General features: G+C 46.5%; 27 protein-coding genes and 1 pseudogene. 23 read left to right on the forward strand and 5 right to left on the reverse strand.

The annotated features are described in order from the left end of the window. The first annotated feature begins 4 nt into the window (after positions 1-4). The 20 genes and pseudogenes from A7sIIA15_RS03470 (at position 5) to hisG (A7sIIA15_RS03565) (ending at position 19,654) form a co-directional block, all read left to right on the forward strand. Positions 5-1,306: a dihydroorotase gene (locus A7sIIA15_RS03470; RefSeq protein ID WP_095686441.1), complete on the forward strand. Its 1,302-nt coding sequence runs from the start codon at positions 5-7 to the stop codon at positions 1,304-1,306. Continuing rightward, complete coding sequence (gene carA / locus A7sIIA15_RS03475) at positions 1,306-2,421, forward strand: glutamine-hydrolyzing carbamoyl-phosphate synthase small subunit (protein WP_095685805.1); 1,116 nt, start codon at positions 1,306-1,308, stop codon at positions 2,419-2,421. Before A7sIIA15_RS03470 ends, carA begins: the two co-directional genes overlap by 1 nt. Further along, positions 2,421-5,681, forward strand: a complete 3,261-nt coding sequence (gene carB, locus A7sIIA15_RS03480) for a carbamoyl-phosphate synthase large subunit (protein WP_095685806.1) — start codon at positions 2,421-2,423, stop codon at positions 5,679-5,681. Before carA ends, carB begins: the two co-directional genes overlap by 1 nt. After that, complete coding sequence (locus A7sIIA15_RS03485; protein WP_095685807.1) at positions 5,682-6,518, forward strand: dihydroorotate dehydrogenase electron transfer subunit; 837 nt, start codon at positions 5,682-5,684, stop codon at positions 6,516-6,518. Continuing rightward, positions 6,515-7,453, forward strand: coding sequence for a dihydroorotate dehydrogenase (locus tag A7sIIA15_RS03490; RefSeq protein ID WP_095685808.1), 939 nt, complete (start codon positions 6,515-6,517; stop codon positions 7,451-7,453). The genes A7sIIA15_RS03485 and A7sIIA15_RS03490 overlap by 4 nt, the downstream gene beginning before the upstream one ends. A 3-nt stretch (positions 7,454-7,456) precedes the next feature. Continuing rightward, complete coding sequence (pyrF, locus tag A7sIIA15_RS03495) at positions 7,457-8,164, forward strand: orotidine-5'-phosphate decarboxylase (protein WP_095685809.1); 708 nt, start codon at positions 7,457-7,459, stop codon at positions 8,162-8,164. Between the two features lie 25 nt (positions 8,165-8,189). Then, positions 8,190-9,062: a guanylate kinase gene (gmk, locus tag A7sIIA15_RS07185; RefSeq protein WP_095685810.1), complete on the forward strand. Its 873-nt coding sequence runs from the start codon at positions 8,190-8,192 to the stop codon at positions 9,060-9,062. Positions 9,063-9,111: 49 nt separating this feature from the next. Beyond that, positions 9,112-9,360: a DNA-directed RNA polymerase subunit omega gene (gene rpoZ, locus A7sIIA15_RS03505; RefSeq protein WP_018207237.1), complete on the forward strand. Its 249-nt coding sequence runs from the start codon at positions 9,112-9,114 to the stop codon at positions 9,358-9,360. An 11-nt stretch (positions 9,361-9,371) separates the two neighbouring features. Further along, entirely contained in the window at positions 9,372-10,556 is a 1,185-nt protein-coding gene (gene coaBC, locus A7sIIA15_RS03510) for a bifunctional phosphopantothenoylcysteine decarboxylase/phosphopantothenate--cysteine ligase CoaBC (RefSeq protein ID WP_095685811.1), read from the forward strand. 4 nt (positions 10,557-10,560) lie between these two features. Then, positions 10,561-11,751: a methionine adenosyltransferase gene (metK, locus tag A7sIIA15_RS03515; protein ID WP_095685812.1), complete on the forward strand. Its 1,191-nt coding sequence runs from the start codon at positions 10,561-10,563 to the stop codon at positions 11,749-11,751. Positions 11,752-11,756: 5 nt separating this feature from the next. Next, positions 11,757-13,640, forward strand: a complete 1,884-nt coding sequence (locus A7sIIA15_RS03520; RefSeq protein ID WP_095685813.1) for a primosomal protein N' family DNA-binding protein — start codon at positions 11,757-11,759, stop codon at positions 13,638-13,640. A gap of 21 nt (positions 13,641-13,661) precedes the next feature. Further along, positions 13,662-14,222 (forward strand): peptide deformylase, encoded by a 561-nt coding sequence (def, locus tag A7sIIA15_RS03525; protein WP_095685814.1) that lies wholly within the window; start codon positions 13,662-13,664, stop codon positions 14,220-14,222. Then, positions 14,222-15,130 carry a methionyl-tRNA formyltransferase gene (gene fmt, locus A7sIIA15_RS03530; protein WP_095685815.1) on the forward strand — a complete coding sequence of 303 codons (909 nt, stop codon included), beginning with the start codon at positions 14,222-14,224 and terminating at the stop codon, positions 15,128-15,130. Before def ends, fmt begins: the two co-directional genes overlap by 1 nt. Further along, entirely contained in the window at positions 15,123-16,472 is a 1,350-nt protein-coding gene (locus A7sIIA15_RS03535; RefSeq protein WP_095685816.1) for a transcription antitermination factor NusB, read from the forward strand. Before fmt ends, A7sIIA15_RS03535 begins: the two co-directional genes overlap by 8 nt. A gap of 24 nt (positions 16,473-16,496) precedes the next feature. Continuing rightward, positions 16,497-17,162 (forward strand): ribulose-phosphate 3-epimerase, encoded by a 666-nt coding sequence (rpe, locus tag A7sIIA15_RS03540; RefSeq protein WP_095685817.1) that lies wholly within the window; start codon positions 16,497-16,499, stop codon positions 17,160-17,162. A 61-nt stretch (positions 17,163-17,223) separates the two neighbouring features. Continuing rightward, positions 17,224-17,487 carry a phosphoribosyl-ATP diphosphatase gene (locus tag A7sIIA15_RS03545; RefSeq protein ID WP_095685818.1) on the forward strand — a complete coding sequence of 88 codons (264 nt, stop codon included), beginning with the start codon at positions 17,224-17,226 and terminating at the stop codon, positions 17,485-17,487. A gap of 17 nt (positions 17,488-17,504) precedes the next feature. Then, positions 17,505-17,792, forward strand: a pseudogene (gene hisG, locus A7sIIA15_RS03550) (ATP phosphoribosyltransferase); the annotation flags it as partial. An 8-nt stretch (positions 17,793-17,800) separates the two neighbouring features. Then, the gene (rpe, locus tag A7sIIA15_RS03555; protein WP_095685817.1) at positions 17,801-18,466 is read left to right on the forward strand and encodes a ribulose-phosphate 3-epimerase; all 666 of its coding nucleotides are present in this window, start codon (positions 17,801-17,803) and stop codon (positions 18,464-18,466) included. A 61-nt stretch (positions 18,467-18,527) separates the two neighbouring features. Further along, a complete protein-coding gene (locus A7sIIA15_RS03560; protein WP_095685818.1) occupies positions 18,528-18,791 on the forward strand; it encodes a phosphoribosyl-ATP diphosphatase in 264 nt (87 codons plus the stop codon). A gap of 17 nt (positions 18,792-18,808) precedes the next feature. Continuing rightward, on the forward strand, positions 18,809-19,654 hold the full coding sequence (gene hisG / locus A7sIIA15_RS03565; protein WP_095685819.1) for an ATP phosphoribosyltransferase: 846 nt from the start codon (positions 18,809-18,811) through the stop codon (positions 19,652-19,654). 4 nt (positions 19,655-19,658) lie between these two features. Here hisG (A7sIIA15_RS03565) and A7sIIA15_RS03570 read toward each other — a convergent pair whose 3' ends face one another. Beyond that, complete coding sequence (locus tag A7sIIA15_RS03570; protein WP_095685820.1) at positions 19,659-20,180, reverse strand: ACT domain-containing protein; 522 nt, start codon at positions 20,178-20,180, stop codon at positions 19,659-19,661. Between the two features lie 87 nt (positions 20,181-20,267). Between A7sIIA15_RS03570 and A7sIIA15_RS03575 the strand changes: the two genes are divergently transcribed. Then, entirely contained in the window at positions 20,268-21,059 is a 792-nt protein-coding gene (locus A7sIIA15_RS03575; protein WP_095685821.1) for an ABC transporter ATP-binding protein, read from the forward strand. Between the two features lie 3 nt (positions 21,060-21,062). Next, positions 21,063-21,701, forward strand: coding sequence for a uracil-DNA glycosylase (locus A7sIIA15_RS03580; RefSeq protein ID WP_095685822.1), 639 nt, complete (start codon positions 21,063-21,065; stop codon positions 21,699-21,701). Between the two features lie 59 nt (positions 21,702-21,760). Here A7sIIA15_RS03580 and A7sIIA15_RS03585 read toward each other — a convergent pair whose 3' ends face one another. Together A7sIIA15_RS03585 and yczE are read right to left on the reverse strand one after the other, a co-directional pair. Further along, a complete protein-coding gene (locus A7sIIA15_RS03585) occupies positions 21,761-23,254 on the reverse strand; it encodes an NCS2 family permease (protein ID WP_095685823.1) in 1,494 nt (497 codons plus the stop codon). Between the two features lie 96 nt (positions 23,255-23,350). Beyond that, positions 23,351-24,019, reverse strand: coding sequence for a membrane protein YczE (gene yczE, locus A7sIIA15_RS03590; RefSeq protein WP_095685824.1), 669 nt, complete (start codon positions 24,017-24,019; stop codon positions 23,351-23,353). A 50-nt stretch (positions 24,020-24,069) separates the two neighbouring features. Between yczE and A7sIIA15_RS03595 the strand changes: the two genes are divergently transcribed. Continuing rightward, on the forward strand, positions 24,070-24,804 hold the full coding sequence (locus A7sIIA15_RS03595) for a DUF554 domain-containing protein (RefSeq protein WP_095686442.1): 735 nt from the start codon (positions 24,070-24,072) through the stop codon (positions 24,802-24,804). On the opposite strand, the gene A7sIIA15_RS03600 is transcribed toward A7sIIA15_RS03595, so the two are convergent. Together A7sIIA15_RS03600 and A7sIIA15_RS03605 are read right to left on the reverse strand one after the other, a co-directional pair. Continuing rightward, positions 24,801-25,841 (reverse strand): NAD(P)-dependent alcohol dehydrogenase, encoded by a 1,041-nt coding sequence (locus tag A7sIIA15_RS03600; protein WP_095685825.1) that lies wholly within the window; start codon positions 25,839-25,841, stop codon positions 24,801-24,803. The genes A7sIIA15_RS03595 and A7sIIA15_RS03600 overlap by 4 nt on opposite strands. A gap of 18 nt (positions 25,842-25,859) precedes the next feature. Next, positions 25,860-26,504 carry a thymidine kinase gene (locus A7sIIA15_RS03605; protein ID WP_095685826.1) on the reverse strand — a complete coding sequence of 215 codons (645 nt, stop codon included), beginning with the start codon at positions 26,502-26,504 and terminating at the stop codon, positions 25,860-25,862. Positions 26,505-26,524: the final 20 nt, after the last annotated feature.

Consider the following 26,524-nt stretch of genomic DNA (forward strand, 5'->3'; position numbering starts at 1 on the left):
GACTATCCAACGTTTCTTACTAAAAGGTGGCAAAGTACTAGGAGCGACAAGCTCTGATCTCTTGATTAGCAATGGTCGAATTGAAGCTATTTCTAAATCAATTTCAGATGAAACAGCAACTGTCATTGATCTCAAGGGCAGCGTAGTTTTGCCGGGCTTAGTAGATCTTCATACTCACTTGCGTGAGCCTGGACGCGAAGATAGTGAAACTGTCGCAAGTGCTAGCAGAGCAGGTGCAAAGGGTGGCTTCACAGCACTCTCTGCAATGGCTAACACTTCACCCGTCGCCGATACAGCCGGTGTAGTTGAGCAGGTTTATCGTTTGGGACAAGAAGCGGGATTGGTAGATGTATTTCCAATTGGCGCTGTCACACAGGGGCTCAAGGGCGAACAACTCTCTGAAATAGGAGCCATGGCTGATTCAGTTGCCCGTGTTCGGGTCTTTAGTGATGACGGAAACTGTGTCTTTGATCCTTTAGTTATGCGAAGAGCTTTGGAATACATCAAGAAGTTTGATGGTGTAATCGCCCAACATGCACAAGAGCCGAGATTAACTGTTGGTTCCCAGATGAATGAGGGAATTATCAGTTCGAAGTTGGGATTGAAAGGTTGGCCAGCCATTGCTGAGGAAGCAATTATTGCAAGAGATGTTTTGTTGGCAGATCATGTTCAGTCACGTTTACATATCTGTCACGTTACAACTGCTGGGGGAGTAGAGATTATTCGTTGGGCAAAGGCTAGAGGAATTCAGGTAACTGCTGAAGTAACACCTCATCACCTGCTGCTAACAGATGATTTAGCGAGCTCATATGATCCAATATTTAAGGTCAATCCACCGCTTCGCACAGAACATGATGTGATGGCATTGCGTGAGGCATTAGCCGATGGAACAATCGATATTGTTGCAACGGATCATGCACCACATACCAGTGAGACGAAAGATTGTGAATGGGCTGAAGCATCATTTGGAATGATCGGCTTAGAAACTGCACTCTCAATTGTGACAAAAACTATGGTCGAAAGCGGACTTCTAGATTGGGCCGGAGTTGCCCAGCGTATGTCCATTGCTCCTGCAGCAATCGGTCGATACTCAAATCACGGTCAAGAACTTGTTGTCGGATCTTCCGCACACATAACTGTGATTAATCCAACCAAGAGCTGGGTCGTAGATCGCGATTTGGTTCTCTCAAAGAGTCGCAATACTCCATACCATGGCTATGAATTGCCAGGATTAGTAACACATACTTTCTTTGGTGGTCGAGCAACAATGATTGATTCAAAAGTTATAGACAAGGTGGTGCAGTAATGGCGCAGGCCTTCCTTGTTCTAGATGACGGTCGAATCTTTGAGGGCCGCTCATGGGGAGCTACTGGACGCACTTTTGGTGAAGCTGTATTTCAAACAGGTATGACTGGATATCAAGAAACTTTGACAGATCCTTCTTATCACAAGCAAGTAGTTGTTATGACTGCCCCTCATATTGGAAATACCGGTATAAATACACAAGATAATGAATCATCAAAGATTTGGGTCGCCGGTTTCGTTGCTCGAAACCCATCCTCATTAACATCTAATTGGCGCTCTGAAAATGATTTAGAAGCAGAGTTGATCTCCCAGAATGTTGTGGGAATTCAAGGGGTAGATACTCGTGCAATCACACGTCACTTACGTGATCGCGGTGCCATGCGCGTTGGAATTTTCTCTAACCTCGAACTGACTCGCGAAGAGATGGTTGTTGAAGTTCGCAAATCTCCTCAAATGGCAGGTGCCTTTCTTGTCAAAGATGTCTCAACTCCCAAGACCTATGTGGTCCCATCAGTTGGTAAGAGAAAGTTCGTAGTAGCGGCGTTAGATCTTGGAATCAAAGCTGCAACACCAAGAATGTTGGCGCAGCGCGGCGTTGAGGTGCATGTCATGCCCCATGATTCAACTTTTGAAGACATCCAGGCAGTTCATCCAGATGGCGTTTTCTTATCTAATGGCCCCGGAGATCCTGCGACTATGACGGAAACAATCGAGCTTGTTCGACAAGTTCTTGGCGCACAGATCCCTATCTTTGGAATTTGTTTCGGTCATCAAATTCTTGGTCGAGCACTTGGCTTTGAGACGTATAAGTTGCAGTTTGGCCACCGTGGTATTAATCAACCAGTAATCGATAAGAACACTCAAAAAGTTGAAATCACTGCGCATAACCATGGTTTTGCACTCAAAGCTCCCACAGATGCTCAGTTCACAACGGTTTATGGTCCTGGTGAAGTAACGCATGTGTGTTTGAACGATGGAGTAGTTGAAGGTTTGCAATTGCTAGAAGGTGCAGCGTTCTCAGTTCAGTATCACCCTGAAGCTGCAGCTGGTCCACACGATGCTGCATATCTCTTTGATCGCTTCATTGATTTGATGGGAAAGAAGGTGAAGGCCTAATGCCTCTAGATCCTTCGATTAAAAGTGTTCTAGTAATAGGAAGTGGTCCAATTGTTATTGGACAGGCATGTGAGTTTGATTATTCAGGAACTCAAGCTTGTCGTGTGCTTCGAGCTGAAGGCATTCGAGTTATTTTGGTCAACTCAAACCCAGCCACAATTATGACTGATCCAGAGTTTGCAGATGCAACATATATCGAACCGATTACTTCAGAGATTATCGAAAAGATTATTTCGCTAGAAAAGCCAGATGCAGTTCTGGCAACATTAGGTGGCCAAACCGCCCTTAATGCTGCGATTGGTCTTTTTGAGGGTGGGATATTGGAAAAGTACGGCGTGAAACTCATTGGCGCCGATATTCCCGCAATTCAACGTGGCGAGAATCGTGAATTGTTTAGAGGTATTGTTGAGAAAGTTGGTGGAGAGTCAGCTAAGTCGGTTATTTGTCACACCATGGATGAGATTTTCGCAGCTGTAGTTCAGCTTAACTATCCGGTTGTTGTTCGCCCGTCTTTTACTATGGGTGGCCTTGGCTCTGGAATAGCCTTTAATGAAGAAGAGCTAAATCAAATTGCTGGGGCTGGTTTGCGTCATAGCCCAACATCTGAAGTTCTTCTAGAGGAATCAATCTTGGGTTGGAAAGAGTACGAGCTTGAGGTTATGCGCGATCACAAGGATAACGTGGTCATTGTTTGTACTATCGAAAACCTTGATCCCATGGGCACACATACGGGAGATTCCATCACCGTTGCACCTGCCATGACGTTAACTGATGTTGAATATCAAAAGCTTCGAGACCTATCAATCGATATCATTCGTGAAGTCGGCGTTGCAACCGGTGGCTGCAATATTCAGTTCGCAGTAAATCCTGTAAATGGCCGAATTATCGTTATTGAGATGAACCCTAGAGTGTCACGATCTAGTGCTTTGGCATCAAAGGCAACTGGTTTTCCAATTGCAAAGATAGCAACGAAGTTGGCTATCGGCTACACCCTGGATGAGATCCAAAACGACATCACTAAGACAACGCCAGCCTCATTTGAACCAACTCTTGATTATGTAGTTGTTAAGGTGCCACGTTTTGCTTTCGAGAAATTCGCAGATGCCGACCCTCGCCTGACAACAACGATGAAGAGTGTTGGTGAGGCAATGGCTATTGGTCGTTCGTTTTCTGAGGCGCTCATGAAAGCCCTACGCTCACTTGAGCGCAAGGAAGCAATCTTTAGCTGGCCGCAGATCAGTGAACAAGAAAAGGCGAATCTCTTAGTATCGATGAAGATTCCAACCGAATATCGTCTGCAGCAAGTTCAGAAGGCGATGTGGGCAGGTGCTTCTATTGAGGATGTCTTTGCAGCAACCAAGATTGATCCTTGGTATTTGCGACAGATTCAAATCATTAACGAGCAGGCATTTGCACTCACACAGTTGGGGGAGTTAACAGCTGAAAAGCTACGTGAGGCAAAGGGAAATGGTTTTTCAGATAATCAGATAGCAACTCTGCGCGGCCTGCAAGAAGAAGATATCCGTCGAGAGCGTCATCATTTAGGAATTCGTCCGGTCTATAAGACTGTTGACACATGCGCTGCAGAGTTTGAGGCATTCACGCCTTACCACTATTCCTCTTATGAAGAAGAAAGTGAAGTTAAGCCTCGCACGACACCTGCTGTGATCATTTTAGGCAGTGGACCAAATCGAATCGGGCAGGGAATTGAGTTTGATTATTCATGTGTTCACGCATCCTTTGTCTTGCGTGAAGCAGGTTTTGAAACAATTATGGTGAACTGCAATCCAGAGACTGTTTCAACTGATTATGACACTAGTAATCGTCTCTACTTCGAACCATTAACACTAGAAGATGTCATTGAAGTTGTTCATGCAGAATCACTTGCTGGTCCAGTACTTGGAGTTATTACACAGCTAGGTGGACAAACACCTCTTGGACTTGCTGCAGGATTGAAAGCTTCCGGAATTACGATTCTTGGAACTTCTCCGGATTCCATCAATTTGGCTGAAGAACGCGGCGCTTTTGGAAATATTCTCAAAGAGCAGGGATTAACTGCACCAGAATTTGGGATGGCAGCTTCGCAATTAGAGGCACTGACAATCGCTCAAAGGATCGGATATCCAGTTCTCGTTCGTCCTTCCTTTGTTCTGGGTGGTCGCGGTATGGAGATTGTTTATGACGATGCCGCGCTAGGTGGTTTCATCACACGTGCCACCGACATAACCCCGGATCATCCAGTTTTAGTCGATAGATTTTTGGATAGCGCAATTGAAATAGATGTAGATGCTCTCTTTGATGGCGATGAGTTGTTCCTAGGTGGCGTGATGGAGCACATAGAAGAAGCAGGAATTCACAGTGGAGATAGTGCCTGCGTTCTACCGTCGATGACTGTTACACCAGCTCAGCTCATTGAAATTCGACAGGCAACTGAAAAGATCGCACAAGGCGTCGACGTTCGGGGTTTGATAAACATTCAGTTCGCAATAGCTGAAAATGTTTTGTATGTACTCGAAGCTAATCCTCGCGCTTCCAGAACAGTCCCTTTTGTTAGTAAAGCAACAGGAGTTGCGTTAGCAAAGGCTGCTGCCAGAATTGCAGTTGGTTCAACCATTGCCGAACTGCGTGCCGAATCACTTCTTCCAGCTAGTGGGGATGGAGTTGCAAAGGGCATTTCAGTCAAGGAAGCAGTTCTTCCTTGGAATAGGTTCCGTCGAAGTGATGGTCGCGGTGTTGATGCAGTTCTTGGACCAGAGATGAGATCAACTGGAGAAGTGATGGGTATTTCTCCCACTTTCGGTGAGAGCTATGCAAAAAGTCAGATTGCAGCCTTTGGTCCACTGCCTAAGTCTGGAACCGTCTTTATCTCATTGGCAGATAAAGACAAGGAATCTGGGATCCAAGCAGCCCTTGGTTTGCAGGAATGCGGATTTAGAATCTTAGCCACGGAGGGAACTGCCGGCTTTTTAAATAAGCATGGCGTAACGTGCGTGACTGTGCGAAAGAATTCTGAGGGAACCGGGCCTATGGGCGAGAGAACCATCGTCGAAATCATCAACTCTGGAGATATTGATTTAGTAATCAACACTCCTGTAGGTAGAGGAACGCGTCAAGATGGTTGGGCTATTCGCACTGCATCGCTCCAGCGCTCCATTCCAATTATTACAACGACTGCCGGCTTTAGCGCAGCGGTTGAAGGGATTAGATTCTTGCAAAGCAATAGCTTGTCGATTAAGTCTCTTCAGAAGTGGTTGGGATAAATGGCTGGCATTAATAAGAATGCAGCACAGATTCGGGCAAATGTTGTTAGCAACAAGCGCGTGGGTCAGTATCACCAACTCATTATTAACATAGGCGATCTTGCCCAAACTTGTCGGCCAGGAAACTTTGTAGCAATAAATGTGGGTGGCGAGAATTCACGAATGGTGTTGCGCAGAGCTTTTGCTATATCTCGGGTCTCGGCTAACTCAGTCTCTGGCGGAACAATGGAGTTAATAGTTGCACCACACGGGCAAGGTAGTAAGTGGTTATGCGCCCAGGGCGAAGGAGCAATTCTAGATATCGTCGTTCCACTTGGAACTGCTTTTGGAATTCCAACAGAGCCAGTTCAAGTACTACTTGTTGGTGGCGGCTATGGATCAGCTCCGCTTTTTGGATTGGCTGAAGTACTCAACGCTAAGGGTTGTCGTGTGGACATGCTCCTTGGTGCAAGTACTGCCTCAAAGATTTATGCACCTATGGAAGGAAAGCGAGCAGTTAATTCACTTCGCATCTACACCGAAGATGGCTCAATGGGTCAGACTGGCCGTGTTACTGAGCCAATTGCAGGATTAATTCAAGATCTCAATATTGCAGTTATTTATTCATGTGGACCAATGGCGATGCTTTCGGCTATCGATGAAATTACACGAGGCACCGATGTTGTTCACCAATGCGCAGTTGAAGAATCAATGGCGTGCGGCATTGGAATATGTATGACTTGTGTATTGCCTGTTGCAGATGCTGATGGAAACATCTCAATGCTGCGCTCATGTATTGATGGCCCTGTTATGGATGGATCTTTCGTTCAGTGGGACAAGGTCGGAAAAGTGCTATGACCGCATTAGATTTCTCAACAACATTAGGTAATGCCTGGTTCCCTGCGCCAACTTTCACCGCAAGTGGTTGCGCGAGCTCTGGCCGAGAGTTATCTCAGTTCTTTGATATCAAAACAATGGGTGGTGTTGTAACAAAGTCAGTCATGCTCAAAGCTCGCAATGGCCGCGCAACACCGCGCATGGCAGAAACACCAAGCGGAATGCTCAATTCCATCGGTTTACAGGGCCCAGGTATTGATGCATTTTTAGCTAAGGATGTTCCGTTTTTAGTCGAACAAAAAGCTCGAATCATTATTTCAATTGCTGGTGAGACAGTTGAAGAGTATTCAACTCTGGCGCGTAAATTGCGATCAGTCTCTGGCATTAGCGCAATTGAGGTCAATATTTCCTGTCCAAACGTTGAAAATAGAGGCTTAGTTTTTGCTTGTGATCCAGAAGCTTCCAGACGCGTTATTGATGGCGTGCGCAGAACTATCGGTGGGGAACTTCCTATTATTGCCAAGCTCTCACCCGATGTAACAGATCTTGTCGCTATTGCTAAAGGTGTAGTTGATGCTGGAGCCGATGGTCTGGCATTGATTAACACTGTTTTAGGTATGGTTATTAACCTAGACACTATGCGACCACACCTTGGTGGAAAAACGGGCGGTCTATCAGGTCCTGCAATCAAACCAATTGCAGTAAGAGCGGTCTATCAAGTTCACGCTGAAATGCCACAAGTTCCTATTCTTGGAATGGGTGGAATCTCAAGCGGGCGAGATGCACTAGAGATGATTGCAGCAGGTGCAAGTGGTGTTTCCATTGGTACTGCCAGCTTTGGCAACCCAACAGCGATCATGTCAATTCAAAACGAGCTCAAAGATTTGTTGATTGCTAAGGGTTTCACCTCACTTCGCCAAGCAATCGGCTTTGCACATAGACCAGAGAGTGAGTAGGCGATGAATAAACCAGCTCCCATAGTTCTAGCCGTTGACACGAATGATTTAGAGGTTGCTAAGGCTTGGGTTGGTGCAACTGATGGTGTTATCTCAGTAGTTAAGTTAGGTCTTGAGTTCTACACAACATTTGGAAATGAAGGCATCAAGGCCATTGCAGATAGTTGTAATACCGATATTTTCTTAGATTTAAAGCTCCACGATATTCCACACACAGTTGCAGGTGCAGCAAGGGCTGTTTCAACTTTACGTCCTAGGTTTCTAACCGTGCATGCAGCCGGTGGCAGTGCGATGGTGCAGGCAGCTACAGATGCCATGCCTTCAACTCACATAACGGGTGTAACAATCTTGACTTCTCTGTCGGAGAAAGACGTAGCTGATATCGGCTTTAAGTCTCATGCACTTGATTCTGCCGTTGGCTTAGCAAAGATTGCGGTGGCTGGTGGCGCCCGAGCGATTGTGTGTTCACCTCTTGAAATCCTGGCTATTCGTCAGAATGTGGGACAAGAGATAACAATCATCACTCCGGGAGTTAGACCGGCAGATTCTTCGGGCGCTGATGATCAAGCACGAACTATGACGCCACGCGAAGCTATCGATCGAGGCGCAAATTACGTTGTCATTGGCCGCCCAATCACGCAGAGTTTTGCAAATGGAGCCCAAGCCATGCGTGAGCGAGCAATTGAGCTGGCTGAGCAGATTCTCAATTAACTTCACATGCAGTTAGGGTTAGCGCATGGGAGCACCTCCAGTACTTACGCCGCAGCAGCGCGCTGATGCATTAGCCAAGGCTGCAGTTTCTAGAAAGCGACGAGCAGAGGTTAAATCCAAGATCAAATCTGGTGACTACACAATCGATACCGTTTTGGAGTTGGCGAACACCGATGATGCGGTCGCAAAAATGCGCGTGAGAGAACTATTGGAGGCTCTTTCTGGTGTTGGAAAGGTTCGAGCACAGAGCCTTATGGAGAGATTAAACATCTCGCCAACGCGTAGAATTGCAGGACTTGGTCGCCATCAAATTAAGGAACTGCGTAGCGAATTTATGAAAAATACTCACGCAGTTCGACCTGGAAAACTCATTGTGCTCTCGGGTCCAGGGGGAGTGGGCAAAAGTACGATTGCAGCGCTGTTGCGCAAATCAGGTGATTTTTGGGTCAGTGTTTCTGCAACAACTAGACAACCAAGAAACAATGAACTCAATGGAATTGATTACTTCTTTATTTCTAACGATGAATTTGATCGCAAAATCAAAGAAGATGAATTTTTGGAATGGGCAGAGTTTGCTGGAAATCGATATGGCACACCGAGTGTTGAAGTACAGGATGCGCTCTTACGCGGTGAAAACGTTTTGTTAGAGATCGAAATTGATGGAGCTAAGCAAGTCAAAGCTCATCTACCTCAAGCAATTCTTGTATTCCTAGAACCACCCTCATGGGAAGAGTTGGTGGCTCGTCTTGAAGGTCGTGGAACAGATGATCCTGAGAGAAGGGCTCACAGGTTGCAATTGGCCCAAGAAGAGCTTGCAGCAGCCTCATTTTTCGACCATGTCATCGTAAATGATGCCGTCGAGCGGGTGGTTGCCCAACTGGTAGCATTGGCCTCTTGAGTCCGCAAACGGATTCTCACAGCACACTAGATCTGAGCGGGGTATAAACATGGATGGCATTACAAATCCACCTATCGATGAACTTCTAGATAAGAGCGGTTCTAAGTACAGTTTAGTTTTGTATGCAGCTAAGCGCGCTCGTCAGATCAATGCTTATTACTCACAACTAGGTGAGGGTCTTCTTGAGTACGTCGGACCACTAGTTGAGACACATGTTCATGAGAAGCCATTATCAATCGCACTTCGCGAGATCAATGAAGGCTTGCTCACGATTGAAAATCTAGAACCAACAGCTTAAGCACTAACTCTATGAGCGCCACTAACCGCGAGGTTATCCTCGGTATCGGTGGTGGAATTGCTGCATATAAATCTGCTGATCTTTTGCGCCGCCTTCAAGATAACGGCTTTGCAATTACTGTAGTTCCAACTCCCAATTCACTCAATTTTGTTGGCGCTGCCACGTGGCAGGCGCTTTCTGGCCGTCCTGTTACAACTCAAGTATGGGAAGACGTAGATCAAGTGCGTCATATTTCACTAGCCAAGTTAGCTGACTTCTTCATTATTGCTCCAGCAACGGCAGATCTGATTGCACGCTTAGCGATGGGCAGAGCCGATGATTTACTCACTAATCTTGTTCTGGCAAGTGCGGTTCCAAAATTAGTTGTACCTGCCATGCACCCATCAATGTGGCTAGATCCAGCTACGGTTGCAAATGTTTCAACGCTGCGCGCTCGTGGCTTTGTAGTGATGGAGCCAGAAGTTGGTCGACTCACTGGTTCTGACTCTGGTCAAGGCCGCTTCCCTCAAACACAAAAGATCATCGATGAGTTTTTTGCCATGAGCGGAATAAAGCGAGATCTTGTTGGCAAGAAAGTATTAGTTACAGCTGGTGGAACTCGCGAGGCAATTGATCCAGTGCGATTTATTGGAAACAGATCATCTGGCAAACAGGGTGTGGCAATAGCCAAAGCAGCTGCTGCTCGCGGAGCAAGCGTTCACCTGATTGCGGCAAATGTTGATATGCCTGATTGTGATGGCGTAGTAACTACACATATTGAAAGTGCGCAGCAAATGCTCGCTGAGTTAGAGAAAAACTTCTCTGACACAGATATCTTGGTGATGAGTGCAGCCGTTGCAGATGCTAGGCCGATGAATAGTTCAAGTGAGAAGATAAATAAGAGTGATTTCACCTCTATAGATTTGCAAGTTAACCCTGATCTCTTGGCCACCTTGTCAGCTAAGAAGACAAAGCAAGTGATGGTTGGATTTGCTGCCCAAACAAGCGAACTCATTGCATCTGCACAATCTAAACTCGTCTCCAAGGGTTTGGACCTGATTTACGTTAACGATGTCACTGGGGGAGCCATTTTTGGTCAGGATGAAACAGAAGGTACTATTGTGCTTCGTAACGGGGATTTAGTCCCTATTGCACGACAATCTAAAGACACGCTTGCCCATCATCTACTTGATTACGCCCTTGAGCAGTTAGGTTAGGACAATGTCACAACGTCTATTTACATCTGAATCAGTAACAGAAGGCCACCCAGACAAGATTGCCGATGCAATCTCTGATGCGGTATTGGACTCGTTACTCTCACAAGACAAAAAGTCCCGTGTAGCAGTTGAAACGCTCATCACTACTGGACAGGTCCACGTCGCTGGTGAAGTTACAACTGATGGTTACGCCGATGTTATGGGCATTGTTCGCGATACTGTTTTAAATATTGGCTATGACTCATCTGATAAGGGCTTTGATGGAAATAGCTGCGGTGTTTCAATCTCAATCGGCCAGCAGTCTCAAGACATCGCACAAGGCATTGATGATGCCTATGAACATCGCGTTGGCTCACAAGTTGATCCTCTAGACCTACAAGGCGCAGGAGATCAAGGTTTGATGTTTGGCTATGCCTGCGATGACACAAAAGAGTTAATGCCACTTCCCATTTGGTTGGCTCATGCACTAGCGCAGCAGTTAACTAAGGTTCGCAAATCTGGATTGCTTCCATATCTTCGCCCTGATGGAAAGACTCAAGTCACCATTGAATATGACGGGGACCGCGCAGTTGCACTCAATACAGTGGTTATCTCAAGTCAGCACGCTGAAGAAGTAGATGTGCCAAAGAAGCTCACTCCTGAAATTATTGAGCATGTAATCGACCCAATTCTTGCAACGATAGATCTACCTCGCAAAGATTTGCGCACATTGATTAACCCAACAGGACGCTTTGTAATCGGTGGTCCAATGGGAGATGCCGGATTAACTGGGCGCAAAATTATCGTTGATACATACGGTGGAATGGCCCGTCACGGCGGAGGCGCATTTAGTGGAAAAGACCCATCAAAGGTGGATCGCTCTGCAGCTTATGCAATGCGCTGGGTTGCAAAGAACGTTGTTGCAGCCGGCCTGGCTCGTCGTTGTGAAGTACAGGTTGCCTATGCAATTGGTAAGGCACAGCCTGTGGGAGTCTTTGTTGAAACTTTTGGAACAGAGACAGTTCCAGTTGCAAAGATTCAAAGCGCGGTAACGACTGTCTTTGATCTTCGACCAGCAGCGATTATTCGCGATCTAGATCTGCTTCGTCCTATCTATTCTCTCACCAGTGCCTATGGTCACTTTGGCCGTGAACTTCCAGAGTTTGCTTGGGAACGCACTAATCGCGTTTCAGAGCTACAAAACGCAATTAAGTAATCACTGTGGCAACGCCACGGCTGTTTAGACTCAAGTCTCAGCTAGCACCTGCACCAGAGGGACCTGTCGCAACGGAATTACCCTATGCCCGCATCTATGTTGATACAGGTGTGTTTCATTTAGATACACCTTATGACTATGAGGTCCCGGAGAAATTCTCTGAAATAGTGAAAACTGGTGTGCGCGTACAAGTTCCATTTGGAAACCGTGAAGTAGAGGGCCTTGTCATCGAACGTGTCGTTGCGCCTAGCGTTATCAGCGGGCTTAAATCGATAACTAGAGTTCTTTCTCATCATCTAGTTGCCACACCGAAATCCCTCGAACTGATAGCTCAAACTGCCCAAAGGTGGGCCACAAATCCTTGGGATGTGATTAGAAGTGCTATCCCACCTAGAGTCGCAGCCGTCGATAAAGCTTTTGCACCAACTGCATTAAGGAGTGCTATATCTAGCAACCAATCTGATGTTTGTTTTCGGGCTTTCGAGCCGCATATTTCAGCACATGGACAAGTTGCATCCATAGCACTTGATTCGATCCGCAAGGGATCAGTGTTAATTGTTGCGCCGGATGAGCGTGACATCATAGCCATCTGCGCCCATCTTCAAGCTTCAACTGCACCCGTTGTGCGTATTGATAGTGGACTTTCACGCAATGAGAGATATGCGAATTTCTTGCAATCTATGCAGGAACAACATCAGATCGTTATTGGTTCAAGGAGCGCTGTCTTCGCCCCGTTACCGTCAGCATCCACCATCATAGTTTTTAAGGAATCTTCACCGGATCTATATGAGGTTCGCTCACCTGCATGGAATGCGCGCGATGTCGCAATCATGCGAAAGTCAATAGATTCTGCTCGAGTGATTCTGTGTGGATTTGTCCCGTCTCTAGATGTAGCTGCACTCATAGATACGAAGAGAATTTCCTACTTCAATTCAAGTGCAAAGGTTTCGGTGAAGGCCTTCACACCAGTTGATTCTTCGCTCTTGCCTGGACGAATCTTTTCAGACATTCGCTCGAACATCTCGCAAGGCCCAGTTTTATTCTTATTACCTCGCAAGGGCTACGCCAATGGGATTCTGTGTGCGCATTGCAAAAATGTTGCCCTATGTGCCTGTGGTGGTCGACTACATCTCACCAGCAAGAACGCCGATCCAGCTTGTCGTATCTGTGGAACCCTGACTAAGCATTGGAAATGCAGTTTCTGTGCGCGAGATAAGAAGTTCGTTGTCTCTCGAGGAATTGAAAGAGCCCAAGAAGAGATTGCACGCGCTTTTCCAAATACAGCCATAGTTTTATCCTTTGGCGATGTCATTAAGGACCATGTTGAGAGCAAACCATGCATAGTTCTGGCAACTCCTGGTGCGATACCGCAAGTAAACGGTGGCTACAGCGCAGTTATAGTTCTGGAAGGTCTTTCCTATTTTAGCCACGATGATTTACGAGCAAATGAGCGAGCAAATGAACTCTTCTTTGAAGTAGCAGGATCAGTAAAGAAAGGGGGAGTAGTTCTTCTAGCAATTGATGATTCTCACCCGATAGTTTCTAGTCTGATTCGTTGGAATCCATCTGCAATTTTGAAGCGAGAATTAGCCCAGCGAGCTGAGATTTCTTTTCCACCATCTGTTAATAGTGCTGTGATGATTCTTCCAACGGCGCAAGCAAGCCCGCTCGTCAGTGGAATAAACAAAGCCATTTCGGATGCACGCTTGGCCAGTGATACTCGTGTATTGGGTCCAACCAAGATTGATAGCCAATCAAGCAAGATAGTGGTTCTTTCTTCATCGGACTCTAGGACTGCTCTGACAGCATTTCTACATGAGTTAATGCGACGCAGAAGTATCGCTAAGAAGAGTGATTCCAGCCTTCGAATAGATCCATATTCACTTTAGTATTTTTGATAGACTTCATCCATGTCGATTCAAGAGATTCGTTTATTCGGTGATCCGGTGTTGTTAACTCCGGCATCACCTGTAGTCGACTTTGATAAAGAGCTGCGAAAGCTAGTTGCAGATTTGACTGACACAATGCTTGAAGCTCCTGGAGCAGGCCTTGCTGCCCCACAAATTGGCGTTCCGTTGAGAGTCTTTACGTGGCATGTTGACGACGTTTTAGGTCATTTGATCAATCCAACACTCACTCTTGGTGAAGAAATCCAAGATGGAGAAGAGGGTTGCCTGTCATTTCCTGAACTTCGCTATGACGCGAAGCGAGCTATGAACGCAGTTGCCAGAGGCTTTAATATGTTTGGAGAACCAGTTGTCATCGAGGGGACTGAATTTCTAGCACGGGCGCTGCAGCATGAGACCGATCATCTTGATGGAATTCTCTTCATTGATCGTCTTTCACCGGAGGATCGCAAGCTAGCCATGCGAGAGATTCGCGAATCCGAATGGTTCAATGCGCAGAGCGAATCTGGAAACACACCAACTATTAAAACATCACCGCACTCTGTTTTCGGACGGAACACTTAATGCGTCTAGCGGTAGCCGCTACGCCCGAAGTTGCACTGCCAACTCTTCATTGGTTACAAACAAGCGAACACGATTTAGTAAGAGTCATTAGCCAACCTGATAAGCCCTCAGGACGTGGGCAGGAACTGCACGCTTCTTCAGTTAGTCAGTGGGCAATAGCCAAATCAATCGATTTGGTGAGACCAGCAAATATTGAAGAAATTGAATCAGCGATTGCCGATGTAGATTTGTTGATCACTATCGGTTACGGACGCATTCTGCCTTCTGCAACCATATCCATACCAAAGTTTGGTTGCATCAATCTACATTTCTCACTTTTACCCAAGTATCGAGGAGCAGCACCAGTTCAAAGAGCTATTGAGGCTGGTGAAACACAAAGCGGAGTCACTGTATTTGCACTTGATCCTGGAATGGACACCGGCCCTATCTACACGTCAATCACAACACCCATCGACCCCACAATGCGCAGCTTTGAATTGTTGGACAAGCTCTCACATGTTGGAGTTGATGCACTCAAACAAGCTTTGGTAGCAATTGAAAAAGGTACGAGACCTACTCCACAAACTGGATTGTCGAGCCTTGCTGCAAAAATATCTCGTAATGAAGCACAGTTAAACTGGAGTTCACCGGCGCATTCTTTAGTCAATAAAATTCGCGCTTTCTATCCGCAACCTCAAGCATGGACAGTGTTTCGTGGGCAGCCACTCAAGATTTCTTCGGCAAGAGTTTCGAATGTAGTGCCAGATTTACAGCCAGGAGAGCTGCGAATTGTTGGGAGTGATTGTGTTATTGGAACTCTTGATACAGCGATTGTTTTGGAGAGAGTAACTCCGGCAGGTAAGAAAGAGATGTCAGCGTTAGATTGGTCGCGCGGAGCTCGCTTTGAGGACGCAGAACGCTGTGGTTGAGGCTAGACGCAACACATTCAAGGCTCCTAAACCAGACGCAGTTCGTCTGTTGGCATTTGATCTCATCACCGAAGTTAATCGCAATGATGGTTACTCAAATCTCTTGCTTCCGGCAGCTCTTAACGCTTCATCATTGGAAGATCGAGATCGCAATCTAGTTACCGAACTTGTGTATGGAACATTGCGCATGCAGGGAAAGCATGACTGGATACTGGCCCAAATATCAGATCGACCTTGGATAGAAGTAGATCCAGGAATTGTGGATGTTGCACGCATGGGTGTTCATCAGATTCATGAGCTTCGTATTCCAGATCATGCTGCAGTTTCTGCAACAGTTGAAGTAGCACGTAAACGTCTGGGGGAGTCAAAAGCCAGTTTTGTCAATGCACTCCTTCGCTCAGTGACTCGCAAGAGCTATGAAGAATGGTTTGCACCTCTTGGACAGATTAATGACACAGTAGAACGATTATCAATCCAATACTCACATCCGCACTGGATTATTTCTGCCTACTTTGATTTATTGAAGGATTGGCAAGCAGTTGAGGCAGAGCTTGCAACAAATAATGTCCCTGCACTTCCAACGTTAGTTTCCTGGCCTGGCTATTCGACTCAAGAAGAGTTAGTGGCACTTGGCGCAGAACCTACGTTTTACTCCCAGCTAGGCGCTCGACTTAAGGGTAATCCAGGAAATCTAGATTTGATCAAGCATCGTTTGGCTGGTGTGCAGGATGAAGGTTCGCAATTAGTTGCCACTGTTTTTGCCGCGGCAGCAACTGGTAAGGCGTGGCTAGATCTGTGTGCTGGACCTGGAGGAAAAGCGGCACTTCTTTCAAGTATTGCTAAAGAGCGAGGAATCGATTTCACTGCAAATGAAGTTTCAGAGCCTCGTGCAGATCTTGTGAGGAAAGTCGTGCATGGAGCAACTGTTTGGTGTGGTGATGGCCGCGAGATCGCTACTCACGATCAGAGATTTGATGCGGTGATTATTGATGCTCCCTGCACGGGTTTGGGAGCCTTGCGCCGTCGCCCTGAAGTCAGATGGCGAAGAACTCTCAGTGATCTTCGTGAACTCACCTCGTTGCAGAGAGAACTGATAGATGCAGCGGTAGCTGTTTTAAATCCTGGGGCGATCTTGGGCTATGCAACATGTTCACCCCACTTGGCCGAAACAACGGTGCAGGTTTTAGACATTTTGAAGAAGCATCCAGAGTTAGAGCAGTTAGATATTGGTGAGTTTCTGCCGGCTAACTTGCAGGACGCCGTTCGTGGCAAATCAATGTCTCTCTGGACCCATAAACACGGCACGGATGCGATGTTTCTGGCTTTGCTACGTAAGAAGTAGCACCATGGCAGTTAGGCTAGAGATATGACTCGTGAGATTCGGATTACGCCAAGCATTCTCAACGCTGATTTTGATCACTTAGATCAAGAGATAGCAAAGATTGCAAGTGTCTCAGATCTTATACATCTAGATGTGATGGACAATATTTTCGTCCCAAACTTCACTTTTGATTTTGAAAACGCCAGCGAAATCATTAAGGGTTGTCCTATTGGGGTTGATGCCCATCTTATGGTTTCTAATGTTGATGAAATCGGCCCTCGTTATGCCGAAATTGGTTGCGCAAGTGTGACTATTCATGCTGAAGCCAGTGAGAATATTGCCAAGACTCTGCGTGCTATCCGAAGTCAAGGAGCTCGCTCTGGTTTGGCAATTAAGCCAAACACTTCGATAGATGAGTACGAACAATTCAGCGATCTAGTAGATATGTTTCTAATAATGACCGTCGAACCCGGTTTTGGCGGTCAGAAGTTTATGAGTCAGATGATGGAGAAAGTCCGAGCAGTTCGCCGAGTTATTGGTGATCGCCCTATATGGCTGCAAGTTGATGGTGGAATATCCCTTGAAACTATCGAAATTGCAGTCGAGGCTGGAGCTGACACCTTTGTCGCAGGAAGCGCGGTCTTTAACTCAGATGACCCAGCCAACATGGTTAATGCCTTACGTTCACTTGCACAGAAGGCTAGTTCGTAAGCGTTATTGGTGGGAGAAAAATTGGCAACGCTGGCACGAGGCCCTCTAGTAAACTAAGGCCATGAAAACCTTTGAATCTTTATGGGCTGAGTTAAGTGAGAAAGCCCTCCAACGCCCTGGTGGTTCAGGAACTGTTGCAGCATTAGATGCTGGAGTTCACGCAATCGGTAAGAAGATTTTGGAAGAAGCAGGGGAAGTGTGGTTGGCAGCTGAGCACGAGAGTGATGAAGCTTTAGCCGAAGAGATTAGTCAGCTGATTTATCACGTGCAAACATTGATGTTAGCGCGCGGTCTGACTCTTGATGATGTCTATACCTACCTTTAAGCGAATCGAGTTCACACATGTTGCGCATAGCCGTCCCAAATAAAGGTTCACTAGCTGAAGAATCTATTGCGATTCTAAAAGAGGCTGGATATCGCCAGCGCACTGATAGTCGCGATTTAGTTCTTATTGATAACGACAACAGCGTTGAGTTTTACTACCTTCGCCCCCGAGATATTGCAATCTACGTCGGCTCTGGAGAATTGGAAGCTGGCATCACTGGTCGTGATCTCTTGATTGATTCAGCGGCAAGTGCCGAGGAACGTCTCTCGCTTAATTTCGGTGCATCGACATTTAGGTTCGCAGGTCTAGAGATATGACTCGTGAGATTCGGATTACGCCAAGCATTCTCAACGCTGATTTTGATCACTTAGATCAAGAGATAGCAAAGATTGCAAGTGTCTCAGATCTTATACATCTAGATGTGATGGACAATATTTTCGTCCCAAACTTCACTTTTGATTTTGAAAACGCCAGCGAAATCATTAAGGGTTGTCCTATTGGGGTTGATGCCCATCTTATGGTTTCTAATGTTGATGAAATCGGCCCTCGTTATGCCGAAATTGGTTGCGCAAGTGTGACTATTCATGCTGAAGCCAGTGAGAATATTGCCAAGACTCTGCGTGCTATCCGAAGTCAAGGAGCTCGCTCTGGTTTGGCAATTAAGCCAAACACTTCGATAGATGAGTACGAACAATTCAGCGATCTAGTAGATATGTTTCTAATAATGACCGTCGAACCCGGTTTTGGCGGTCAGAAGTTTATGAGTCAGATGATGGAGAAAGTCCGAGCAGTTCGCCGAGTTATTGGTGATCGCCCTATATGGCTGCAAGTTGATGGTGGAATATCCCTTGAAACTATCGAAATTGCAGTCGAGGCTGGAGCTGACACCTTTGTCGCAGGAAGCGCGGTCTTTAACTCAGATGACCCAGCCAACATGGTTAATGCCTTACGTTCACTTGCACAGAAGGCTAGTTCGTAAGCGTTATTGGTGGGAGAAAAATTGGCAACGCTGGCACGAGGCCCTCTAGTAAACTAAGGCCATGAAAACCTTTGAATCTTTATGGGCTGAGTTAAGTGAGAAAGCCCTCCAACGCCCTGGTGGTTCAGGAACTGTTGCAGCATTAGATGCTGGAGTTCACGCAATCGGTAAGAAGATTTTGGAAGAAGCAGGGGAAGTGTGGTTGGCAGCTGAGCACGAGAGTGATGAAGCTTTAGCCGAAGAGATTAGTCAGCTGATTTATCACGTGCAAACATTGATGTTAGCGCGCGGTCTGACTCTTGATGATGTCTATACCTACCTTTAAGCGAATCGAGTTCACACATGTTGCGCATAGCCGTCCCAAATAAAGGTTCACTAGCTGAAGAATCTATTGCGATTCTAAAAGAGGCTGGATATCGCCAGCGCACTGATAGTCGCGATTTAGTTCTTATTGATAACGACAACAGCGTTGAGTTTTACTACCTTCGCCCCCGAGATATTGCAATCTACGTCGGCTCTGGAGAATTGGAAGCTGGCATCACTGGTCGTGATCTCTTGATTGATTCAGCGGCAAGTGCCGAGGAACGTCTCTCGCTTAATTTCGGTGCATCGACATTTAGGTTCGCAGGTCCAGCAGATCGCGAATGGAAGATTTCCGATATTGCAGGAAAACGCGTTGCAACTGCATATCCAGGTCTGGTCAATCACCACTTGGCCCAGTTGAACATCAAAGCAGATGTGGTGAGATTAGATGGTGCTGTTGAAAGCAGTGTTCGCTTAGGCGTTGCAGATTTGATCGCAGATGTTGTGAGCACCGGTAACACACTTCGTCAGGCGGGGTTAAAGATATTTGGTGATGCCATTCTTACGAGTGAGGCTGTTGTTATCTCCAGAAAAGATGCCGCAATCCCAGCAGAGTTAGAGATTTTGATTCGACGTCTGCAAGGTGTTGTCACTGCGCGGATGTATGTTCTTTTGGACTATGACATCCCAAAAACTTTAGTTGATAGAGCTTGCGCTATTACGCCTGGCCTAGAGTCACCAACCATTTCTCCACTGCAAAATGCTGATTGGGTCGCAGTGCGCGCCATGGTCAAGCGCAAGGAAACTAATGATGTTATGGATGAACTGTGGGCACTTGGTGCTCATGGAATCCTAGTTACTGACATCCACGCTTGTCGTCTATAGAAGCTTATTGAACAGTTATCTCTGCGCCATTACTAGATGCAATTGGGGAGAGAGATTGGTTGAGAGCCTCTTTCTTAGCCCCAGAGATTACAAACTCAATGGTTGTTACAGGATTTGAGGCCAGACGCGTAACACTTTCAATATTTGCACCGTTCTGATGAATCACCTCTGCAAGCTCTTCAATAGCCTTAGGAAGAAGCTTCACGGAGGAAAGTGAAATGCGCACAAGGTTTGTTTTGATATTCAACATTGATTTATCTGCGTAAGAGAAGAGAGAGGCTATGTCCACATCTAAACTCGCTGAGCAGGTTTCTAAATCAGCAGCTATTGCATCTTCATGTGCCGGATTAAGGGTGATCAATACTGTGAGGATGAGTCGATCTTTGATAACCACTTGTTCGATATCCACAATTGTTATGGAAAAGGGTGAAAGTACCTCAAAGAGGGATGCGGTGATACCAGGCTTGTCTACGCCACTAAGAAGGATGAGACCGGTGTATTGCTCTGCATCTGCGCTAGTACTCATGATGAGGCCAAGATTATCTTAAAATCACATCGCGTAATCGCCATTATTTAGGCCATTGGTGCTCTCTAACCAGTATCTTCTTGCTCTATGACCACTTCACCGGTTCTTGAATTAAGCGATGTTTCGGTACGTCGTGGTGAAAAGCTCATTCTGGGACCTTTGAATTTCCAAATTACGCAGGGGGAGCGTTGGGTCATTTTGGGACCTAATGGTGCGGGTAAATCTACTTTATTGCAGATTCTTGCAACGAAGATTTTCCCAACACAAGGAAGCGTAAGTGTTTTGGGAAAGCAAATGGGTCGTGTAGATCTTTTTGAATTGCGCACTCGTATTGGCATTTGCGGAGCACCTATTGCCGAAGATATTCCAGGTGATGAGAAGGTAAAAGATGTTGTCCTCACTGCTGCTTATGCGATTTTAGGTCGTTGGAATGAAGATTACGATTTATGGGATGAGTCTCGAGCTATAGCTTTGCTAACAACTTTTGGTGTCCGTGAGTTGGGCGATCGTCTCTATGGATCACTGAGTGAAGGTGAGAAGAAGCGGACCCAAATTGCAAGGGCTCTGATGGCCGATCCTGAACTTCTACTTCTAGATGAACCCGCTGGGGGGTTAGATGTTGGAGGGCGAGAAGATTTGCTTCGTCGCTTCGCAAATTTTGCAGCAGATCCAACTGCGCCAGCAACGATTTTAGTTACGCATCATATTGAGGAGATTCCTATAGGAACCACACATGCTTTGTTGCTCAAGGATGGTCAGATAGCCGTCTCTGGTCCGGTGGAAGCGGTAATCACCTCAGAACATATCTCTGCAATCTTTAATGAAAAGATCTCGGTAACTCAAGACGCGGGACGATTCTTCGCGCGTTCATATCAATAAACCATGGGGATTTTTGACCAGCTTCATCCAGAGTGGCAAAAGCGTTTAGCTGATTACAAACCATTAGTAACAAGGATTGATTCACTGATTGACAAAAACGATGTTGCTCCGGCTTATGAAAACATTTTTGCCGCCTATCAACTGCCACCGGATGACATTAGGGTCGCAATATTCGGACAAGATCCATACCCAACACCTGGTTATGCGCACGGTTTAGCTTTTTCAGTCTCATCACACACGCAACCTCTTCCCGCGTCATTGAGAAATATCTATAAAGAGCTTGAGAATGATTGCGGCGTGACGCCAGCTACTAATGGAGATCTCCATCGCTGGGCTGATCAGGGCGTTTTGTTGCTCAATCAGATCCTTACGACCCGTCCGACTCAATCTCTTGCCCATGAGAATTATGGTTGGCAAGAGTTCACGGAGGCCACGGCCAAAATAGTTGGTGAATCTGGAGCTATCGGAATATTTTGGGGATCAAAGGCGCAACATTTTGCCAAGTACTTTGATCCCAAACTCTCTATATCTTCGGCGCATCCAAGTCCGTTATCGGCATACAGAGGATTCTTTGGGTCAGCGCCTTTTTCAAAGACCAACGAACTACTTCGTCAGAGCGGCAAGAGAGAAGTTATCTGGTAAGAAAAACTAAAGCCCCGCAGATTTCTCTACGGGGCCTTAGTGGCAAACTTACTGTGGTTTTATCCGATCCAAGAATTAATTGGTGAGGATAGGAAATAAACCATGAATAATCCGGATACAAGTAGTAGCAGAGGATGCACTTCTTTTGCACGACCCTGAACTACGCGGATTACAACGTGAGTAACAAACCCTGCGCCGATACCTACAGAGATGTTGTAGGAGAATGGCATCAAGATGATTGTTAGGAATGCTGGGATACCAATGCCCAAATCATCCCAGTCAATGTTCTTTACTTGACTCATCATCAGGAATCCAACTACGAGCAAAGCTGGGGTAGCTGCTTCGTAAGGGATTATCGCGACAAGTGGCGCAAGGAAAGTTGTGAGCAGGAATGCTATTCCAGTCACAATGGATGCAAGGCCTGTACGTGCACCTTCACCCACACCTGTCGCTGATTCGATGTAACTAGTGTTTGAAGAAACACCAGCGGCACCACCAGCAGCAGCGGCTATTGAATCCACAATAAGGATCTTGTTAGCGCCTTCAATATTGCCCTCACGATCAACTAGTCCAGCCTGATTTCCAATGGCGGTCATCGTTCCCATCGTGTCGAAGAAGTCGGCGAGTAGCAATGTGAATACAAGAAGTAGCGCAGCTAGGAAACCAGTTTTCGGATTTGTGAACGCACCGAAAATATCGTTGAAACCTATACCGAGAGTGTCAAAGCGTGGGGAGTCAGTCAGATTAAGGTTGCCATCTGCGTCTTTAGGAAGGACTGGATTATTCAATGCCCATCCACGAGCGTTGGATTCTGTCGGACTGAGGAAGCTGTTACCGACCTTGAACTGTGCTTCAACCACAATTGCTACCAGGGTTGAAGTCACGATTCCAATAAGAATAGATCCCTTGATCTTCTTAATCATGAGAATAATTGTGAGGAACAAGCCAAAGGCGAAGACTACAATCGGCCATCCAACAAGTTGTCCGCCATCACCAAGTTCTAGTGGAACAGCTGATGGCTTTGAGTTGGTGCTACCCCAGACAACGTTTGGTGTTCTACGCACGAAACCGGCATCGACTAGACCGATTAATGCGATGAAAAGACCGATACCAACAGAGATTGCAACTTTAAGCGATGTTGGAATTGCCTTGAAGACAGCTACTCGGAAGCCTGTGAGCACGAGTATGAGAATCAAAACTCCCTCGATTAACACCAATCCCATCGCTTGTTCCCACGTTGAGTTTTTGGCTATTGAAACCGCTACGAAAGTGTTGAGACCTAAACCAGTAGCTAAAGCTAACGGGAAGTTAGCGATGGCTCCCATAAGCATGGTAAGAATTCCAGCAACAAGTGCCGTGCCTGCAGCGACAATGATGATTGCATTAGTTCTGTCGCCGCCACCAATGAACTGCCCAGCGCCATCTGTTGTCGCAAGGATCAATGGGTTAAGAGCCACGATGTAGGCCATCGTGAAGAAAGTTACGAGTCCGCCTCGAACCTCCTGGGCTACAGATGAGCCGCGTTCTGAGATTTTAAAATAGGAATCCAGCATTAGTAACGCCTTTCTAATTTTGTTAACGGGGGTGTTTGCGACCCCGTGCGAAGTAAACGGCCAACGCACGCCGAGGGAATACTTTGAGGGTAGTAGTTACTTGCTCGTAAGTCGGGAAACAACACCCAGGGCAACGGCAATTGATTGCCCGATTAAGCCTGCAAAGAGGAGTGTTCCGAGCCCAACGGTGCCACCAAGCAGCCATCCAAGGGCAAAGACCGTACTTTCAATAGCCAAGCGCACGCGACCCACTCGGATCCCGGTCTTGAAGTGGATTCCAGTCATTAGGCCATCTCGTGGGCCAGGGCCTAGGCCGCATGTGATGTAGATGGCCGAAGCTGCTCCGACCATCGCAATTCCTAGCAATGTGTAGAGGATTCCAATTAAGTAATTTTCCTGGAGTGGAATATATGTAACACCAATTTCAATAGCCAGGGCGATGATTACTATGTTTGAAATTGTTCCAAAGCCTGGTCTTTCTCGAAGAGGAATCCAAGCGAGTAAAACAAGTGCGCTGATTCCAAAAGTCGACCAGCCCATAGTGATATCTAGATTTTTAGAAATTCCCTGTGCTAATACCGACCAAGGACCATTTCCAATATTGCTTTGAATAACAAATGCATCACCAAGACCGAAGATGAAAAGACCAACCCAGAGGATTAAGACACGACTAACACCTAGATCCCATTTTGACTGCGCTGTCCATGGAGTAATAGGCACAGTTCGGTGAGGGCGAAGAAACTCCATGAATGCATTTGATGACATTGGGGGAGTCTAGTGCAATCAGTTGCGGCGCATCAGGCTATTCTTCAACAATGTTTCCAGGAATCGGCACGCTCATCAATGTTCTCGCAATCATTGGTGGAGCAGGTCTTGGAATATTTGTCGGACATCGACTCAGTCGCAAAACAAGAACTCTCCTCACCGATGTCCTAGGCCTAGCAACACTTCTAGGTGCAGCTTCAGCGCTCATTCCACTGTGGTCTGCGCGTTATGTCGAATCACTACCAACTGGTTGGCCATTGCTCGTTGTGCTTGGTTCACTCATCTTTGGTGGGTTAATCGGTTCTGCACTTGGTTTAGAGGATCGATTAGATCACTTAGGGGAGAACTTGCGCAGAAAGTTCAAAGCCTCCAAAGAGAGTCCTTTCGTTGAGGGCTTTGTTACTGCATCCTTACTCTTCGCAATTGGTCCACTGGCCATTCTTGGAAGTATTAGTGATGGAATGTCTAACGGAATTGATCAACTTTTGCTAAAAAGCACACTCGACTTCTTTGCTGCGATGGCTTTTGCATCATCACTTGGTTGGGGAGTAGCGGTAGCTGCTATCCCTGTTGCTTTGTATCAAGGATTCTGGACAATTATCGGTTTGGCTCTTGGGGAAATCCTTTCGGGATACCAAGTTGATGCGATGACAATCGTTGGAGGAGTGCTGCTTATCGGTATTGGTCTGCGACTTCTTAACATCAAACAAGTGGCAGTCGGCAACCTGTTACCGGCGCTGGCCATAGCACCGCTACTAGCAATGCTGGTGCATTCTTTTATCTAGAAAGTTGATGCATCAATAACAAAGCGGTATTTAACATCGCTAGCAATGGTGCGCTCATAGGCTTTGTCTGCATACGAAGCATCAATGACTTCGATATCACTGACTATCGAATGCTTTCCACAAAAATCCAACATTTCTTGCATCTCTGGAATGCCACCAATCATTGATCCGGCAATACGCCTACGACCATTGAGCAAGGAGCCGGCATTAACCTCGTAAGGCTTTCCTGGCAGTCCAATGACAACCAGAGTCGCATCCAGTTTTAGAAGATCTAGGTATTCATTAATATCTAAAAAGGCACTAACGGTGTTGAGAACTAGATCAAAGGATTTATATAGGGGCTTGAGTGCTCCGGGGACACTTGTGTCGATGAAGTGCTTTGCACCCATCGCTAACGCATCAGCTTTCTTTGAAGGTGAATGCGAGAGAACAGTGACTTCAGCACCCATCGCAACGGCAAATTTAACGCCCATGTGACCAAGACCGCCCAGACCCATAACAGCTACTTTGCTGCCTGCACCTGTATTCCATTTGCGAAGCGGGGAATACAAAGTGATTCCAGCACACAGCAATGGGGCGACACCGTCGAGTGAAAGATTGCTAGGAATATGAACTGCATAATCCTCATTAATAACGAAGAGATTTGAATACCCACCTAGTGCAACTGTCTTTCCGTCGCGCTCCATAGTGTTATATGTTCCAGTCATTCCTTCTTCGCAATACTGTTGAAGTCCTTCTAAGCAGCTTGCACACTTGCGGCAAGAATCAATGAAAACTCCAACGCCTATTGGATCTCCAACTTTAAACTTTGTTACCGCGCTACCAATGGCACTTACTGTTCCGGCAATTTCATGCCCGGGCACCATCGGAAATATTGCAGGACCCCACTCTTCTCGGACCTGGTGAATATCTGAGTGGCAAATGCCCGCATAGGCGATGTCTAGAGCTACATCATGGGCACCCAACTCACGGCGTTCAAACTCATATGGTGTGAGAGCTGCTTTGGGGGTTAACGCTGCTAATCCGCGTACTTTCATGATTACTCCTTGAACGAATTATTGATTAAAAGGTAGAGGCTGCGAAGATGCATGACCGGCGCGAGATGCGCGCGCTGTAACTTGGCGCATGTGGTGGCGGCGACATAAAACTTCATACCCAACTTCACTGCCTGGTGAAACATCTCCAACAACAACTTGTTCACCCTCAACAACCATTACGCCTCCAACGGTTCGAGCATTGTGGGTTGCACGAGAGCCACACCAACACAACGCCTCAACCTGCAATGTGTTAACGCGATCTGCAAGCTCAACCAAACGTGCAGATCCAGGAAAGAGCATGGTGCGAAAATCACTCAAGATTCCAAAAGCATAAACATCAATCCCAAGACCATCGACAATGCGTGCGAGTTGCTCGATTTGAACTGGTTCATAAAATTGCGCCTCATCACAGATGATGTAATCAATACGATCTCCAGCAGATAGTGCATCAACAACAAATTTGTGGATATCTAGCGCAGGGATTACTTCAATTGCAGGAGAAGAAAGACCTAAACGAGAGGAAATAATGCCGCTGCCGGCGCGATCCTTGTTAGTGAAAATCAGACCGGTTCGACCGCGACTCTGATGATTGTGTGCAGTCTGCAATGCAAGGGTGGATTTTCCACTGTCCATTGTTCCGCAGTAATAGGTCAGCTCAGCCATGGAATGCATCTTGCCACAGA

The organism is Candidatus Planktophila vernalis, from assembly GCF_002288185.1.
Taxonomy (GTDB): Bacteria; Actinomycetota; Actinomycetes; order Nanopelagicales; family Nanopelagicaceae; genus Planktophila; species Planktophila vernalis.

Excerpts from the sequence above, each read along its gene's own strand:
- A7sIIA15_RS03580 (WP_095685822.1), top strand. The coding sequence starts at position 21,063 with ATGGGGATTTTTGACCAGCTTCATCCAGAGTGGCAAAAGCGTTTAGCT.
- A7sIIA15_RS03575 (WP_095685821.1), top strand. The coding sequence starts at position 20,268 with ATGACCACTTCACCGGTTCTTGAATTAAGCGATGTTTCGGTACGTCGT.
- carA (WP_095685805.1), top strand. The coding sequence starts at position 1,306 with ATGGCGCAGGCCTTCCTTGTTCTAGATGACGGTCGAATCTTTGAGGGC.
- fmt (WP_095685815.1), top strand. The coding sequence starts at position 14,222 with ATGCGTCTAGCGGTAGCCGCTACGCCCGAAGTTGCACTGCCAACTCTT.
- rpe (WP_095685817.1), top strand. The coding sequence starts at position 16,497 with ATGACTCGTGAGATTCGGATTACGCCAAGCATTCTCAACGCTGATTTT.
- hisG (WP_095685819.1), top strand. The coding sequence starts at position 18,809 with ATGTTGCGCATAGCCGTCCCAAATAAAGGTTCACTAGCTGAAGAATCT.
- pyrF (WP_095685809.1), top strand. The coding sequence starts at position 7,457 with ATGAATAAACCAGCTCCCATAGTTCTAGCCGTTGACACGAATGATTTA.
- gmk (WP_095685810.1), top strand. The coding sequence starts at position 8,190 with ATGGGAGCACCTCCAGTACTTACGCCGCAGCAGCGCGCTGATGCATTA.
- A7sIIA15_RS03585 (WP_095685823.1), bottom strand. The coding sequence starts at position 23,254 with ATGCTGGATTCCTATTTTAAAATCTCAGAACGCGGCTCATCTGTAGCC.
- coaBC (WP_095685811.1), top strand. The coding sequence starts at position 9,372 with ATGAGCGCCACTAACCGCGAGGTTATCCTCGGTATCGGTGGTGGAATT.
- A7sIIA15_RS03605 (WP_095685826.1), bottom strand. The coding sequence starts at position 26,504 with ATGGCTGAGCTGACCTATTACTGCGGAACAATGGACAGTGGAAAATCC.
- yczE (WP_095685824.1), bottom strand. The coding sequence starts at position 24,019 with ATGTCATCAAATGCATTCATGGAGTTTCTTCGCCCTCACCGAACTGTG.
- A7sIIA15_RS03600 (WP_095685825.1), bottom strand. The coding sequence starts at position 25,841 with ATGAAAGTACGCGGATTAGCAGCGTTAACCCCCAAAGCAGCTCTCACA.
- A7sIIA15_RS03595 (WP_095686442.1), top strand. The coding sequence starts at position 24,070 with ATGTTTCCAGGAATCGGCACGCTCATCAATGTTCTCGCAATCATTGGT.
- A7sIIA15_RS03485 (WP_095685807.1), top strand. The coding sequence starts at position 5,682 with ATGGCTGGCATTAATAAGAATGCAGCACAGATTCGGGCAAATGTTGTT.
- A7sIIA15_RS03545 (WP_095685818.1), top strand. The coding sequence starts at position 17,224 with ATGAAAACCTTTGAATCTTTATGGGCTGAGTTAAGTGAGAAAGCCCTC.
- def (WP_095685814.1), top strand. The coding sequence starts at position 13,662 with ATGTCGATTCAAGAGATTCGTTTATTCGGTGATCCGGTGTTGTTAACT.
- rpoZ (WP_018207237.1), top strand. The coding sequence starts at position 9,112 with ATGGATGGCATTACAAATCCACCTATCGATGAACTTCTAGATAAGAGC.
- carB (WP_095685806.1), top strand. The coding sequence starts at position 2,421 with ATGCCTCTAGATCCTTCGATTAAAAGTGTTCTAGTAATAGGAAGTGGT.
- A7sIIA15_RS03560 (WP_095685818.1), top strand. The coding sequence starts at position 18,528 with ATGAAAACCTTTGAATCTTTATGGGCTGAGTTAAGTGAGAAAGCCCTC.
- A7sIIA15_RS03570 (WP_095685820.1), bottom strand. The coding sequence starts at position 20,180 with ATGAGTACTAGCGCAGATGCAGAGCAATACACCGGTCTCATCCTTCTT.
- metK (WP_095685812.1), top strand. The coding sequence starts at position 10,561 with ATGTCACAACGTCTATTTACATCTGAATCAGTAACAGAAGGCCACCCA.
- A7sIIA15_RS03490 (WP_095685808.1), top strand. The coding sequence starts at position 6,515 with ATGACCGCATTAGATTTCTCAACAACATTAGGTAATGCCTGGTTCCCT.
- rpe (WP_095685817.1), top strand. The coding sequence starts at position 17,801 with ATGACTCGTGAGATTCGGATTACGCCAAGCATTCTCAACGCTGATTTT.